The sequence below is a fragment of the Streptomyces sp. Ag109_G2-15 genome (genome assembly GCF_900215565.1).
GTDB classification, from domain to species: domain Bacteria; phylum Actinomycetota; class Actinomycetes; order Streptomycetales; family Streptomycetaceae; genus Streptomyces; species Streptomyces diastatochromogenes.
The window spans coordinates 923805-938168 of record NZ_OCNI01000002.1 but is presented as its reverse complement, the minus strand read 5'-3'; the positions used below and the strand labels follow the sequence as shown (position 1 = coordinate 938168).

The 14364-nt window shown below is 71.4% G+C and carries 13 protein-coding genes; 4 read left to right on the top strand and 9 right to left on the bottom strand.

Features of this window, described 5'->3' with window-relative positions; genetic code table 11:
* Positions 1–6 precede the first annotated feature (6 nt).
* On the bottom strand, positions 7–1356 hold the full coding sequence (locus CRP49_RS40710) for a VWA domain-containing protein (RefSeq protein ID WP_097258408.1): 1350 nt from the start codon (positions 1354–1356) through the stop codon (positions 7–9).
* Positions 1353–2210 carry a MoxR family ATPase gene (locus CRP49_RS40705; protein ID WP_097259294.1) on the bottom strand — a complete coding sequence of 286 codons (858 nt, stop codon included), beginning with the start codon at positions 2208–2210 and terminating at the stop codon, positions 1353–1355. The genes CRP49_RS40710 and CRP49_RS40705 overlap by 4 nt, the downstream gene beginning before the upstream one ends.
* A gap of 141 nt (positions 2211–2351) precedes the next feature.
* Here CRP49_RS40705 and CRP49_RS40700 point away from each other — a divergent pair, with 141 nt between their 5' ends.
* The 4 genes from CRP49_RS40700 (at position 2352) to CRP49_RS40685 (ending at position 5289) form a co-directional block, all read left to right on the top strand.
* Positions 2352–2924: a TetR/AcrR family transcriptional regulator gene (locus CRP49_RS40700; RefSeq protein ID WP_097258407.1), complete on the top strand. Its 573-nt coding sequence runs from the start codon at positions 2352–2354 to the stop codon at positions 2922–2924.
* A gap of 78 nt (positions 2925–3002) precedes the next feature.
* A complete protein-coding gene (locus CRP49_RS40695) occupies positions 3003–3683 on the top strand; it encodes an ABC transporter permease (protein ID WP_097258406.1) in 681 nt (226 codons plus the stop codon).
* A complete protein-coding gene (locus CRP49_RS40690; protein WP_097259293.1) occupies positions 3680–4351 on the top strand; it encodes an ABC transporter permease in 672 nt (223 codons plus the stop codon). Before CRP49_RS40695 ends, CRP49_RS40690 begins: the two co-directional genes overlap by 4 nt.
* Positions 4348–5289 (top strand): ABC transporter substrate-binding protein, encoded by a 942-nt coding sequence (locus CRP49_RS40685; protein ID WP_097258405.1) that lies wholly within the window; start codon positions 4348–4350, stop codon positions 5287–5289. Before CRP49_RS40690 ends, CRP49_RS40685 begins: the two co-directional genes overlap by 4 nt.
* A gap of 9 nt (positions 5290–5298) precedes the next feature.
* Here the strand turns inward: CRP49_RS40685 and CRP49_RS40680 are convergent, their stop codons facing one another.
* The 7 genes from CRP49_RS40680 to rhaI all read right to left on the bottom strand — a co-directional run bounded on the left by CRP49_RS40680 (position 5299) and on the right by rhaI (position 14245).
* Positions 5299–6453, bottom strand: a complete 1155-nt coding sequence (locus CRP49_RS40680) for a betaine/proline/choline family ABC transporter ATP-binding protein (protein ID WP_097258404.1) — start codon at positions 6451–6453, stop codon at positions 5299–5301.
* Positions 6454–6517: 64 nt separating this feature from the next.
* Positions 6518–7147 carry a lactate utilization protein C gene (locus CRP49_RS40675; RefSeq protein ID WP_097258403.1) on the bottom strand — a complete coding sequence of 210 codons (630 nt, stop codon included), beginning with the start codon at positions 7145–7147 and terminating at the stop codon, positions 6518–6520.
* The gene (locus CRP49_RS40670; RefSeq protein WP_097258402.1) at positions 7144–8622 is read right to left on the bottom strand and encodes a LutB/LldF family L-lactate oxidation iron-sulfur protein; all 1479 of its coding nucleotides are present in this window, start codon (positions 8620–8622) and stop codon (positions 7144–7146) included. Before CRP49_RS40670 ends, CRP49_RS40675 begins: the two co-directional genes overlap by 4 nt.
* Positions 8619–9374: a (Fe-S)-binding protein gene (locus tag CRP49_RS40665; RefSeq protein ID WP_097258401.1), complete on the bottom strand. Its 756-nt coding sequence runs from the start codon at positions 9372–9374 to the stop codon at positions 8619–8621. Before CRP49_RS40665 ends, CRP49_RS40670 begins: the two co-directional genes overlap by 4 nt.
* Positions 9375–9446: 72 nt before the next feature.
* Positions 9447–10910 (bottom strand): rhamnulokinase family protein, encoded by a 1464-nt coding sequence (locus tag CRP49_RS40660; protein WP_179852002.1) that lies wholly within the window; start codon positions 10908–10910, stop codon positions 9447–9449.
* Positions 10907–12946, bottom strand: a complete 2040-nt coding sequence (locus tag CRP49_RS40655; protein WP_097258399.1) for a bifunctional aldolase/short-chain dehydrogenase — start codon at positions 12944–12946, stop codon at positions 10907–10909. The genes CRP49_RS40660 and CRP49_RS40655 overlap by 4 nt, the downstream gene beginning before the upstream one ends.
* 138 nt (positions 12947–13084) lie before the next feature.
* Positions 13085–14245: an L-rhamnose isomerase gene (gene rhaI / locus CRP49_RS40650; RefSeq protein WP_097258398.1), complete on the bottom strand. Its 1161-nt coding sequence runs from the start codon at positions 14243–14245 to the stop codon at positions 13085–13087.
* Positions 14246–14364 lie beyond the last annotated feature (119 nt).

The following is a 14364-nucleotide window of genomic DNA, read 5'->3' as shown; positions in this document are numbered from 1 at the left end:
GCCGTCTCACACCGGCAGCAGCCCTCCGATCAGGGCCCCGAGCTGCCGGGCCGTGCGGCACTCGTGCATCTCCACCAGCTCGGCGTATTCGGGCGCCGCCGAGTCGCCGGTGCCCCACTGGGCGCGCGGCTCGGGGTTCAGCCAGTAGACGCGTCGGGCACTGCGGGCGAGTTCGCGGACGGCGGCCAGGTTCGGGTCGCTCATGTTGGTGCGGGCGTCGCCGAGCACGAAGACGGTCGTGCGCGGGCCGACCGCGGCGCCGTACCGCTCGGTGAACTCGCCCAGGGCGACGCCGTAGTCGCTGCTGCCGTGCCAGCCGGTGAGCCTGGCCTCCGCGCGGATCCGGGCACCGAGCCCGTCCGGGTCGGCGCGGCCGTGCTCCAGCAGGCCGGTCACCTCGTCGAGACGGTTGACGAAGGCGAACACCCGGATCTTGCTGAACTGGTCGTGCAGCGCCTGCACCAGCAGCATCGTGAAGTCGGAGAAGCCGGACACCGAGCCCGACACATCGCAGAGCAGCACCAGTTCGGGCCGGGCCGGACGCCGTCTGCGCAGGACCGGCCGCATCGGCACCCCGCCCGTGGACAGCGAGGAGCGCAGGGTGCGGCGCAGGTCGATCGTGCCGCGCGCGGCCCGGCGGCGGCGCGCGGCCAGCCGGGTCGCAAGCTTCCGCGCCAGTGGCTGCACCGTCCTGCGCAGCTCGGCGAGTTGGTCCCGGCCGGCGTACAGGAAGTCCACCCGGTCGGCGGTCGGGCGGACGGCCCGCCGGGCGATCTCGTCCCGGTCGCGCCGTTCGGCGACCCGGCGTCGCGCCTCCGTCGCGACCAGCTGCCGGAACACCTCGATACGGCGCCGGATCTCGTCGTCCAGCAGCCGGTCCGCGAACCCCGCACCGCCGTCCCGGCCCCCGACGTCGGCCCGCACCCGGGCCAGCAGGGTCTGCGGGCGGAGCCGGTCGAGGGTCTGGTACGCCGACCAGCCGTCCGACCCCGGTGAACTCCCGTACCCGCCCAGGCCGTCCACGGCCTCGGCCGCCAGGCGGGCCATCAGCGACCGGTCGTCGGCGGCCAGCGCCCCGGCGAGCCGGTCGCGCAGCTCGTCCCGGCCCGCCCCTTCCGTGCCCGGACCGCCGACGCCGCGCGGGAAGTACAGGTCGAAGACCGGATCGAACACCGCGCGCTGTCCGGGCCCGTGCAGCAGGGTCGCGGCCAGCCCCTCCCGCAGCAGGTCCCGGTCGGCGAACCCGAGGGCCTCCACGGCGAGGGCCGCGTCGACGGTCTCTCCGGTGCCGATCCGCACGCCGTGCGCGCGCAGCGCGCCGACCAGACCGGTGATCCGCTCCTCGGCACCGCTCACAGCGTGTCCAGGTCCAGCTTGGCCGCGGCCTTCTGCACATCGTCCTGGTGCTTGAGGATCACGCCGAGGGTGTCCCGTACGACGGCCTCGTCCAGGGTGTCGGCGCCGAGGGCCAGCAGGGTGTGCGCCCAGTCGATGGTCTCGGCGACCGACGGCACCTTGCGCAGGTCCATCGCGCGCAGCGCCCCCACCACCCGCACCACCGACTCGGCCAGCGCCGCGCCGAGTCCCGGCACCTTCAGCCGTACGATCCGCCGTTCCAGCTCCTCCTCGGGGAACCCGATGTGCAGGAACAGGCAGCGGCGGCGCAGCGCCTCGGACAGTTCGCGCCCCGCGTTGGAGGTGAGGACGACGAAGGGGCGGCGGGTCGCGGTGATCGTGCCCAGCTCGGGGACCGTGACCTGGAAGTCGCTGAGCACCTCCAGCAGCAGCCCCTCCATCTCGATGTCGGCCTTGTCGGTCTCGTCGATCAGCAGCACGGTGGGCTCGTCGCCGCGGATCGCGGTCAGCAGCGGGCGGGGGAGCAGGAACTCCTCGCTGAAGATGTCGGTGCGGGTCTCGTCCCAGCTCTCGTCGCGGCCCGCGCTGATGCGCAGCAGCTGCTTGGCGTGGTTCCACTCGTACAGCGCCCGGGACTCGTCCACGCCCTCGTAGCACTGCAGCCGTATCAGCCGGGCCCCCGCGACCTGGGCGACGGCCTTGGCCAGCTCGGTCTTGCCGACGCCGGCGGGGCCCTCCACCAGCAGCGGCTTGCCCAGCCGGGCGGCGAGGAAGACGGTCGTGGCGACGGCGGGCGAGGCGAGGTAGCCCGTCTCGGCGAGGCGGGCGGAGACGTCGTCGACGGATGAGAACAACGGGGCCTCCGGCTGGGTCGGGATCAACGTCCACTCACTATCTAAGCGCTTGTTCACCCTCCTGTCACGGAAAGCCTCCGGCGTCCAAGGGTGTGTACACCGATCGTTTTCCATTCATCTCGTACGAGGTAACCTCGCCCTATGGCCACCACGGACAAGGCGTCCCCCCGAGACCGGCTGCTCGACGCGGCCGCCCAGCTCTTCTACCGCGACGGCGTATCCATCGGCGTCGAGGCGCTGTGCCGTACGGCGGGCGTCTCGAAGCGGTCGATGTACCAGCTCTTCGACAGCAAGGACGAGATGCTGGCCGCGAGCCTGGAGCGGCGTCTGCCCTGGTACGAGGCCCAGCTGGCGCCCGCGGACCCGGCGGCCGGGACGCCGCGCGAGCGCATCCTGCACGTCTTCGAAAGGGTGGAGAAGGCCTCCACCGACCCCGAGTACCGCGGCTGCCCCTATCTCGCCGTGCTGGTCGAGCTGAAGAACCCGGACCACCCGGCCAGCGAGGTCGCCCGCCGGGTCAAGGAGCGCCTGCAGGACACCTTCCGCACCCAGGCCGAACGGGGCGGCGCCCGGGACCCCGAGCTGCTCGCCCGCCAGCTCATGCTGGTCTTCGACGGCGCCAGCGCCCGCGCCGGAGCCCGTGTGGAACGCCTGGACGACGGACTCGCCACGGCGACGGTGACGGCACTGCTGGACGTGGCCGGAGTGCGGTAGCCCACACCCGACGGGCCGCACCCCCGTACGGGCCACCACAACGCGCCGAGCCGCTCGCCCGCCCGGTGCAATGGACTCGTGACCGCGCCCCCGGACGACTGCCTCGCGCGCAACGAGTGGATCTGCGGCGCCTATCTGAGCACCCGCCGCCAGATCCTCCTCGACGCGGTCGTCCAGCACCTCCAGCTGACGTCGGTGTCGGTCCTCATCGGGCTCGCCATCGCCCTGCCGCTCGCGGTGCTGGCCCGCCGCTGGACCCTGGCGGCCGGTCCGGTCCTCGGGGTGACGACGATCCTCTACACCATCCCGTCCCTGGCGATGTTCTCCCTGCTCCTGCCCCTCTACGGCCTCTCGGCCGGCCTGGTCGTCGCGGGACTGGTGCTCTACTCGCTCACCCTGCTGGTGCGGAACATCCTCGCCGGGCTCCGCGCGGTCCCCCAGGAGACCCGGCAGGCGGCACGCGGCCTCGGCTACGGCCCGATCCGGCTGCTGCTCACCGTCGAACTGCCCCTGGCCCTGCCCGCCGCGATGGCCGGGCTGCGCATCGCGACCGTCTCCGCGGTCTCCCTGGTCACGGTCGGCGCGATCGTCGGCTTCGGCGGCCTCGGAAACCTGATCTACGCGGGCATGAACACCTACTTCAAGGCCCAGGTGCTCACCGCGTCCGTGCTGTGCGTACTGATCGCCGTCGCCGCCGACGTCCTCCTGCTCGGCGTGCAGTGGCTGATCACCCCCTGGGCGAGGGCGGCCCGCAGATAAACACCCTCGGCGCCACCTGGGACTGGCTGACCGACCCCGCGCACTGGTCGGGCGACGACGGCGTCTGGCACCGGCTGCTCCAGCACCTGGTGCTCACCGTCGTCTGCCTGGTCATCAGCTGCCTGATCGCGTTGCCGGTCGCGCTGGTCCTCGGCCACCTCGGCAAGGGCGGCGCGCTCGCCGTCAACATCTCCAACGTCGGCCGGGCCGTCCCCACCTTCGCCGTGCTGGTCCTGCTCCTGCTGACCCCGGTCGGCAAGTGGGGCGAGGGGCCGACCGTGGTCGCCCTGGTGCTGTTCGCCGTACCGCCCCTGCTCACCAACGCCTATGTCGGCATGCGCGAGGTCGACCGGAGCGTCGTGCAGGCGGCGCGGGGCATGGGGATGACCGGGCGGCAGATGCTGTTTCACGTGGAACTGCCCCTTTCGCTCCCCCTGCTCCTCACCGGGGTGCGGATCGCCGCCGTCCAGCTCGTCGCCACCGCCACCATCGCCGCGCTCGCGGGCGGCGGCGGACTCGGCCGGATCATCACCGCCGGGTTCAACCTGGCCAGCACGCCCCAGGTGGTGGCCGGGGCCCTCCTCGTCGCCGTGTTCGCACTGATCGTCGAGGCCGTCTTCGAGGTCACCGAACGCCTGGCACCGGCCAGGGTCAGGGGCGGCCGATGAGGGGCCGTGCCGCGGTGACGGCCGCCGGGCTCCTCGCCCTGACCGCCTGCTCCACCGGCCCTTCCCTGGAGAACCGCGGCGAGGTCACCGCATCGCCCGGCGACAGTCACCACCTGACCATCGGCTCGGCCGGCTTCACCGAGAGCGACCTGCTCGCCCAGATGTACGCGCAGCTGCTGAACCAGGCCGGCTACAAGACGTCCCTCCTCACGGTCGCCAACCGGGAGCTGTACGAACCGGCCCTGGAGTCCGGCCAGATCGACGTCGTCCCCGAGTACGCGGCCACCCTCGCCGACTGGCTGAACGCCAAGACCCACGGCGCCGACGCGACACCGGTCGGCTCACCCGACCTCGACACCACGATGAAGGCCCTGCGGGAGCTGGCCGCACCCCGCGGACTCACGGTGCTCCCGCCCGGCCGCGCGGTGGACCAGAACGCCTTCGCGGTGACCGCCGCGTACGCCCGGCAGCACCACCTCAAGACCCTCAGCGACCTCGGCGCCTCGAAACTGAGGGTACGGCTCGCCGCCGGTGACGAGTGCGTGCAACGGCCTTACTGCGAACCGGGGTTGAAGAAGGTCTACGGCATCGACATCACCGGGATCGACCCCAAGGGCGTCGGCACCACCCAGGCCAAGCGGGCCGTGCAGGAGGGCCGCGACCAGATGGTGCTGACCACCACCACGGACGCCACCCTCGACCAGTTCGGCCTGGTCCTGCTCGCCGACGACAAACACCTGCAGAACGCCGACTACGTCGTCCCGGTCGTCAACCGTTCCCGCGCGGGAAGTGCGCGCGTGGCGAAGGCGCTGGGCAGGCTCAACGACGTCCTCACCACAGCGGACCTCGCCGACATGAACCGGCAGGTCGACAGCTGGCGCCGGCTGCCCGCCGACGTCGCCCGGACCTACCTGAAGGACAAGGGCCTGCTGAAGTGACGGCCCGCCTCAGGCGTCCGAGACCGAGTCGAACGGCACCTGCCCCCGCGCCACACCCCGCGCGTCCGCGTCCACCGAGCGGCGCAGCGCCTCGTGCAGCTTCGCCGGGGTCAGCACGCCCAGGAAACGTGCCCCGTCCAGCACGGCGACCCACCCGGCGTCGTACTGGAGCATCACCCCGAACGCCTGCTTCAGCGGGGCACCCACCGGCACCCATGCCGTCATCCGGTGCGCGAGGTCCCCGACCGTGCCGCCCGCGGCCAGATCGTCGATGCCGACCCAGCCGTGCAGATCGCCGTGCGGGTCGAGGACCACCGCCCACCGGGCACCCTCGGCCCGCAGCCGCTCCACGGCACGCTCGGCGGGCTCGGCCGGCCGGGCCACCGGCGGCTGTTCGAGATCGTCCGGCTCGATCTCGGTGACCGACAGCCGCTTCAGCCCCCGGTCGGCGCCCACGAACCCGGCGACGTACGGTGTCGCGGGCGAGCCGAGCACCGCCCCCGGTGTGTCGAACTGCTCGATGCGCCCCTGCCCGTACACGGCGATACGGTCACCGAGCCGGACGGCCTCCTCGATGTCGTGCGTGACCAGCAGCACCGTCTTGCGCACCGCGGCCTGCATCCGCAGGAACTCGTCCTGCAACTGCTCCCGCACCACCGGGTCGACCGCCCCGAACGGCTCGTCCATCAGCAGCACCGGCGGATCCGCCGCGAGCGCTCGGGCCACGCCCACCCGCTGCCGCTGGCCGCCCGAGAGCTGTTCCGGGTAGCGCGGCCCGTACGTCTTCGGGTCGAGGCCCACCAGTTCGAGCAGCTCGGCGGCCCGGGCCCGCGCCTTCGCCCGCTTCCAGCCGAGCAGCGCCGGCACGGTCGCCGTGTTGTCCAGCACCGTGCGGTGGGGGAAGAGGCCCACCTGCTGGATGACGTAGCCGATCCGGCGGCGCAGCCGCACCGGATCGGCCTGCGCGATGTCCTCGCCGTTGACGAAGATCCGGCCGGAGGTCGGCTCGATGAGCCGGTTCACCATCATCATGGTCGTCGTCTTGCCGCAGCCCGAGGGACCCACGAGGGTGACGAGTTCCCCCTCGGAGACCTCGAAGGAGAGGCCGTCCACGGCCGTCGTACCGTCCGGATACCGCTTGGTGACCTGCTCGAACCGGATCATTCCCTCACGCTAACGGGACCGCTCGCGCGGTGCCCGGCGGCGCCGTCAGGCAGGTGAACCCCCTTCAGCCGAGCAGGACCACCTCCAGGGTGCGCGGGCCGTGCACGCCCTCCACCCGGTCCAGCTCGATGTCGCTCGTGGCCGAAGGGCCGGAGATCCAGGTCAACGGGCGGGTGGGGGAGAGGCGTTCGAGGGCCTGCGGGACCGAGGAGACCACCTGGTCGGGCACCCGCACCACGCAGATGTGGTGGTCGGGGACGAGGCTGATCCGGCGCCGGCCCTGGTCGGGGCCGCCGTCCAGCACGATCGTGCCGGTCTCGGCGATCGCCACCGCACAGGCCGTGACCACACTGTCCACGCGGTCCAGCTCGTGCGGGGTGCTGTCGGCCCGGTCGGCGACCCGCGTGACGTCCGCCTCCGCGAGCCAGCCCTCCGCCAGCCCGGGCGGCACCAGCACCGAGCCCGCCTTCCGGTCCGTGAGCAACCGGGCGATCAGGGACGGGAGTTCGTCCTCGGTGCAGCGGTGCACGATCGCCCGGTAGTCCGCCAGGTTCTCGGCCAGCAGCTCCACGGTCTGCTCGACACTCCGGTCGCCGTGCTCCCTCAGATAGTCGCGCTGGATGACCTGTTCGTCCGGCGTCACGTCCGCGAGCGCGCGTCGCACCCGGCCCAGGATCCGTTCCCTGCTGCTCACTTGGCACCGTCCTTTCCGCCGTGCGTCCGCTGCCACCAGTCGCGGAAGGGTTCCGCGGGCACCGGGGGCAGGTCCCGGGTCCCGGTCCACGCCTTGCCCGGGCCCGGCAGGGTACGCGGGTGCAGCCGGCGGGTGCGGGAGGCGAACCGCTGCCCCGCCCGCAACGCGCCCGGGTGCGCGAACACCCAGCGGGCCGCCCGCATGGCCGCGCGCTCGGCGGCATGCCCCTTGGCGGGCTTCAGCACCACCCTGTTGCCCTCCCGGACCGCCGGACCGCCCTCCACGACCCGCTCCCGCAGATGCACCAGCACCTCGGGGATGTCGATCGCGACCGGGCAGACCTCGTAGCAGGCACCGCACAGCGACGAGGCGTACGGCAGCGAGGCGTCGATCTCGCTTGCGGTACCCCGGAGTTGGGGGCTGAGGATGGCGCCGATCGGGCCGGGATAGACCGAGCCGTAGGCGTGACCGCCCGCGCGCTCGTACACCGGGCAGACGTTGAGACACGCCGAGCAGCGGATGCAGCGCAGGGCCTGGCGGCCGACCTCGTCGGCGAGGGTGTCGGTGCGGCCGTTGTCCAGGAGAACCAGGTGGAAGGTCCGCGGACCGTCCTCCTCCGTCGTGCCCGTCCACATGCTCGTGTACGGGTTCATGCGCTCGGCCGTGGAGGAGCGGGGCAGCGTCTGCAGGAAGACCTCCAGGTCCCGCCAGGTGGGCACGATCTTCTCGATGCCGACCACCGAGATCAGTGTCTCGGGCAGGGTGAGGCACATCCGGCCGTTGCCCTCGGACTCCACGACCACCAGCGTTCCGGTCTCGGCGACCATGAAGTTGGCGCCGGAGACGCCGACCTTGGCCCGCAGGAACTTCTCCCGCAGATGCAGCCGGGCCGCCTCGGCGAGTTCGGCGGGCGTGTCGGTGAGGCCCTCGGGGGCGGGACGGCCCCACTCGCCCATCTCGGTGCGGAAGATGTCCCGGATCTCGCCCCGGTTGCGGTGGATGGCCGGCACCAGGATGTGCGAGGGCCGGTCCCTGCCCAACTGCACGATCAGCTCGGCGAGATCGGTCTCGTAGGCCCGGATGCCCTCCGCCTCCAGCGCCTCGTTGAGCCCGATCTCCTGCGTGGCCATCGACTTGACCTTGACGACCTCCGACTCACCGGTCGCCCTGACGAGGTCGGCGACGATCCGGTTGGCCTCGTCGGCGTCCGCCGCCCAGTGCACCGTACCCCCGGCGGCCGTGACCGCCTCCTCCAACTGCACCAGATAGCGGTCCAGATGGCGCAGGGTGTCGTCCTTGATGCGCCGGCCCGCCTCCCTCAGCTCCGCCCAGTCGGACAACTCGGCCACCGCCTTGGCCCGTTTGGCGCGGATGGTGTGCGTGGCGTGCCGGAGATTGCCGCGCAGGGTCTCATTCCGCAAGGCCTCGTGCGCGGCCTTCGGAAAGGCCGGCATTCCTACGAACGTCCCGCTCATACCGCCGGCTCCTCCTCCGTGCTCGCCAGGATCTCCGCGATGTGCACCGGCCGCAGGCCCGTGCGCAGCCGGCTCATCGTGCCGCCGATGTGCATCAGACAGGAGTTGTCGGCCGCGCACAGCACCTCGGCGCCCGTCGACTCGGCGTTGCGGACCTTGTCCGCGCCCATCGCCGCCGAGACCTCGGCGTTCTTCAGCGCGAAGGTCCCGCCGAACCCGCAGCACTCCTCGGCCCCCGGCAGCTCGACCAACTCCAGCCCCCTGACCGCCTGCAGCAGCCGCCGCGGCCGGTCGCCGAGCCCGAGGCCACGCAGGCCGTGGCAGGTGGGGTGATAGGTCACCTTGTGCGGGTAGTAGGCGCCCACGTCCGTCACACCCAGCACGTCCACCAGGAACTCCGTCAGCTCGTACGTCTTCGGCACCACCGGCGCCAGCGTCCGGGCGAGGGTGTCGCCGCGCCCCTCGGCCCGCGCCCGCTCACCCATCCGCGGATACAGCTCCCGCACCATCGCCCCGCACGATCCGGACGGGGTCACGATGGCCTCGTACTCCCCGAAGACATCGGAGAAATGCCGGGCCAGGGGCTCCGCCTCATGCCGGTAGCCGGTGTTGTAGTGCGCCTGCCCGCAACACGTCTGCGCCATCGGGAAGTCGACCTCGACACCCAGCCTGGTCAGCAGTTTCACCACTGCTCGGCCGGTGTCCGGATAGAGCGTGTCGTTGACACAGGTCAGGAACAGGGCGACACGCATCGCGGCTCCTCGAAGTCGGTCATCGGATGAGTGCAGGGTAATGGGCGGACACGCCCTGGGGGAGAGGGCGGCTCACCGCGTGGCGAGCCGGGCCTGGGCCTCCCGCCAGCGCGCCGTGTCGCCCCGGGGCGCGTACCGGGTCAGCGGCTGGGTACGGGTGAGCAGACCGCGCATCCCGGCGAGGTCGCCGACCAGCCCATGGGTGCGGGCCTGTACGAGGACGTTGCCGAGGGCGGCCGCCTCCGTGGCGCCCGCCACCACAGGCAGCCCGCACGCGTCGGCCGTCAGCTGGCACAGCAGCGCGTTACGCGTTCCGCCGCCGACGACGTACACCACGTCCACCGGATGGTCGGCCAGCCGCTGCGCGTCCTCGACGGCCCGCCGGTGCGCGAGGGCCAGCGAGTCGAGGATGCACCGCGTGATCTCGGCCCGCGTCCGGGGCACCGGCTGCCCCGAGGCCCGGCACGCCTCGGCGATCCGCTCCGGCATCCGCCCCGGAGCCAGGAACGCCTCGTCCCCCGCGTCGACGACCGACCGCAGCGTCGGAACCCCGGCGGCCTCGCGCAGCAGCAGCCCCAGATCGGGCTCGCCCCAGGCCCGTACGCACTCCTGGAGCAGCCAGAGCCCCATGATGTTTCGCAGGTAGCGGACCGTGCCGTCCAGCCCCAGCTCATTGGTGAAGTTCGCGGCCCGGCTCTCCTCGGTGAGCACCGGCGCGTCCAGCTCCAGACCGGCCAGGGACCAGGTGCCGGTGCAGATGTAGGCGAAGCGCTCGCCGGTGGCCGGTACCGCGGCCACCGCCGAAGCGGTGTCGTGCGACCCGACGGCCGTCACCGGCACCGGGCCCGTGAGCCCCGTCTCCTCCAGCACCTCCGCCCGCAGCACGCCCGCCGGATCACCCGGCTGCCGCAGCGGCGCGAACAGCCCGAGGTCGATCCCCAGCCGCTCGGCGACGTCGTACGACCACGCGCGCGTCCGGGGATCGATCAGCTGGGTCGTGGAGGCGTTGGTCAGCTCGGTGCCCTGTTCGCCGGTCAGCCAGTACGTCAGCAGGTCGGGAATGAGCAACAGCCGCCTGGCGTGGGCGAACTGTGCGCTCGAACGGGCGGCCGCCAACTGGTACAGGGTGTTGAAGGGGGCGTACTGCAACCCGGTGGCCGCGTACAGCTCGGCGGCCGGCACGCTCGCCCACACCTTCTCCGCGACGCCCTCGGTGCGGGCGTCGCGGTAGTGCACCGGGTTGCCCAGCAGGGCCCCGTCGGCGTCCAGCAGGCCGTAGTCCACGGCCCAGCTGTCGATGCCGACGGAGTCGAGTCGTCCACCGCAGTGGGCACCGGCGGCCCGCAGCCCGTCCAGCACACCGGCATACAGCGCGAGCACGTCCCAGCGCAGTCCCTCCGGCACCCTGACCGGCCGGTTCGGGAACCGGTGCGCCTCGCTCAGCTCCAGCGCGTCGTGCCCGACCCGCCCGACCATCACACGGCCGCTGGACGCCCCCAGATCGACGGCGGCGTACGACTTCACGCCCGCGCTCATCGAAGGAACGCGGCCGCCACACCCGCGTCGACGGGGACGTGCAGCCCGGTGGTGTGCGTGAGTTCCCCGCCGGTGAGCGCGAACACCGCGTTCGCCACATGCTCCGGCAGCACCTCCCGCTTCAGGATGGTCCGCTGGGCGTAGAACTCGCCCAGCTTCTCCTCCGGCACCCCGTACACGGCGGCCCGCTGGGCACCCCAGCCGCCCGCGAAGATCCCGGACCCCCGCACCACACCGTCCGGATTGACGCCGTTCACCCGGATCCCGTGCTCACCCAACTCGGCCGCCAGCAGCCGCACCTGATGGGCCTGGTCCGCCTTGGTCGCGGAGTACGCGATGTTGTTCGGCCCGGCGAAGACGGCATTCTTCGACGCGATGTAGACGATGTCACCGCCCAGCCCCTGCGCGATCATCACGCGGGCGGCCTCCCGCGACACCAGGAACGACCCACGGGCCATGATGTCGTGCTGGAGGTCCCAGTCCCTGGCCGAAGTCTCCAGCAGCGGCTTGGAGATGGAGATGCCGGCGTTGTTCACCACGAGGTCGACGCCACCGAAGGCCAGCAGCGCTGCTTCGAAGGCGCCGGCGATCTGCTCCTCGTCCGTCACGTCCACGGTCACGGGGACGGCCTTGTCCGGACCACCCAGCTCTTCGGCGACGGCGGCGGCGTTCTCCCCGTCGAGATCGGCGACGACGACACACGCCCCCTCCGCGACCAGCCGGTGCGCGATCGACTTACCGATCCCGCTGCCCGCCCCCGTCACGAGGGCCACCCGGGTGGCCAGCGGCTTCGGTTTGGGCATCCGCTGGAGCTTGGCCTCCTCAAGGGCCCAGTACTCGATGCGGAACTTCTCCGACTCCTCGATCGGCGCGTACGTGGACACGGCCTCGGCCCCGCGCATCACGTTGATCGCGTTGACGTAGAACTCACCGGCCACGCGGGCGGTCTGCTTGTCCTTGCCGAAGGAGAACATGCCGACGCCGGGGACGAGCACGATCGCCGGGTCGGCGCCGCGCATCGCGGGGGAGTCGGGCAGGGCGTGCCGCTGGTAGTAGGCGGCGTACTCCTCACGGTAGGAGGCGTGCAGCTCCCTCAGCCGGCTGATCGCGTCTTCGAGGGGAGCGCTCGGCGGCAGGTCGAGCACGAGCGGCCGTACCTTGGTCCGCAGGAAGTGATCCGGGCACGAGGTACCGAGCGCGGCGAGCCGCGGATGCTGCTCCCGAGCCAGGAAGTCCAGGACGACCTCGGCGTCGTCGAAGTGCCCCACCTGCGGTCTGTCCTGCGAGGCGATGGCCCGCACATACGGCGCCAGGGCCGCGGCCCGTTCCCGCCGCTCGCCCTCGGGCAGCGCCCCGTACCCCTCGATCACCGTCCCGAAGGGCTCGGCCTTCCCCCTCTCCTCCAGGAAGGCCTCGGCGGTGCGGATGATGTGCAGCGAGTTCCGCTCGCACTCCTCGGCGGTGTGGCCCCAGGCAGTGATGCCGTGCCCGCCGAGGACACATCCGATGGCCTGCGGGTTGGCCTTCTTGATCGCGGCGATGTCCAGCCCCAGCTGAAACCCGGGCCGCCGCCACGGCACCCACACCACGCCGTCCCCGAAGCACTCGGCGGTCAGCTTCTCCCCGTCGGCCGCGCAGGCGAGCGCGATCCCCGAGTCGGGATGCAGATGATCGACATGCGGGGCGTCGACCAGCCCGTGCATGGCGGTGTCGATGGACGGAGCCGCCCCACCTTTGCCGTGCAGGCAGTAGTCGAACGCGGCGACCATCTCGTCCTCGCGCTCGACGCCGGGGTACACGTCGACGAGCGCCCGCAGCCGATCCAGCCGCAACACGGCGAGCCCGGCTTCGCTAAGGGTCCCAAGGTCACCACCGGACCCCTTGACCCACATCAGCTCGACGTCACCACCGGTGACGGGATCGGTGTCGGTGCCTTTGGCGGAGGTGTTGCCGCCGGCGTAGTTGGTGTTCCGCGGATCGGCCCCAAGCCGATGGGAGCGGGCAAGCAGAGCGGCGGCTTCGGGGTGAGGTGTCATGAACTTCAGTCCTTACTAGAAAGAGGGTGAGCGGACTTCCCTAGGGGCGCGGGGCTGTATAAATCTGCGGCTCCGCCGCGTGGGCGCGACCAGCCACGAACGGCCCGCACCCCGCAACGAACAGAACCCGGCAGACGCTTACGCCCCCCACCCGGCCTGCTGCCCACCAACCCGCTCGGCAACGATCTTCTGAGCCCACCCGGACCGGGCATACGCAGCCAAGGGATCGGCATCCAACCCCATCTCTCCCCGCACCTCACGAAGCAACGGCCGCACATCCGTGTTGTACGCATCCATCAGCACCGCATTGGCACCGAGCACATCACCGGAGACCTGCGCAGAAGCCAACGCCGCCCGGTCAACAAGCAGAGCCTTGGCCGTCGCTTCCTGCACGTTCATGACCGACCGAATGATCGCCGGAATCTTCGCCTCGATGTTGTGGCACTGATCGAGCATGAACGCGACCTCGGAGCTGAACCCACCCCCACGCACCACCTCGTACATGATCCGGAACAACTGGAACGGATCAGCCGCCCCCACCATCAGGTCGTCGTCCGCATAGAACCGCGAGTTGAAGTCGAACCCCCCGAGCTTCCCCTCCCTGAGCAGCGTGGCGACGATGAACTCGATGTTGGTCCCCGGCGCGTGGTGCCCGGTGTCCACCACGACCTGCGCCTTGGGTCCGAGCTTCAGACAGTGGGCGTACGCCGTACCCCAGTCCGGGACGTCGGTCGTGTAGAACGCCGGCTCGAAGAACTTGTACTCCAGCAGCATCCGCTGACCGTCCCCCAGCCGCGCGTACACCTCGGAGAGGCCCTCGGCCAGCCGGTCCTGCCGCGCCCGTACATCGTCCTGCCCGGGATAGTTCGTACCGTCGGCGAACCACAGCTTCAGATCGGCGGAGCCCGTCGCGTCCATGATGTCGACGCACTCCAGCAGATGATCGACGGCCTTGCGCCGCACCGCCGCATCCGGATGACAGATGCTGCCCAGCTTGTAGTCGTCGTCCTGGAACGTGTTGGAGTTGATCGCCCCCAACTTCACGCCGCGCTCCTCGGCGTACTTCGCGAGCGCCGCGTAGTCGTCCACCTTGTCCCAGGGGATGTGCAGGGCGACCGTCGGTGCGACACCGGTGAACGCATGCACCTGCGCCGCGTCCGCCAACTTCTCCTGCGGAGTGCGTGGAACGCCCTGCTGGGCGAACACCTTGAACCGCGTCCCCGAGTTCCCGTACGCCCACGACGGCGTCTCGACGGCCTGGGTCTTGAGCGCGGCCTTCACCGCGGCGAGGTCGGTCACTTGAGGGCTCCTGTGGGGTCCGGTCGAACGACTGAGCATGTGAAACGATTCAGAACGGCAAGCTATGAGTCCACCCGAGGGGTGTCAAGCGCTCTGACCAACACTGTTTCCCGTGACCC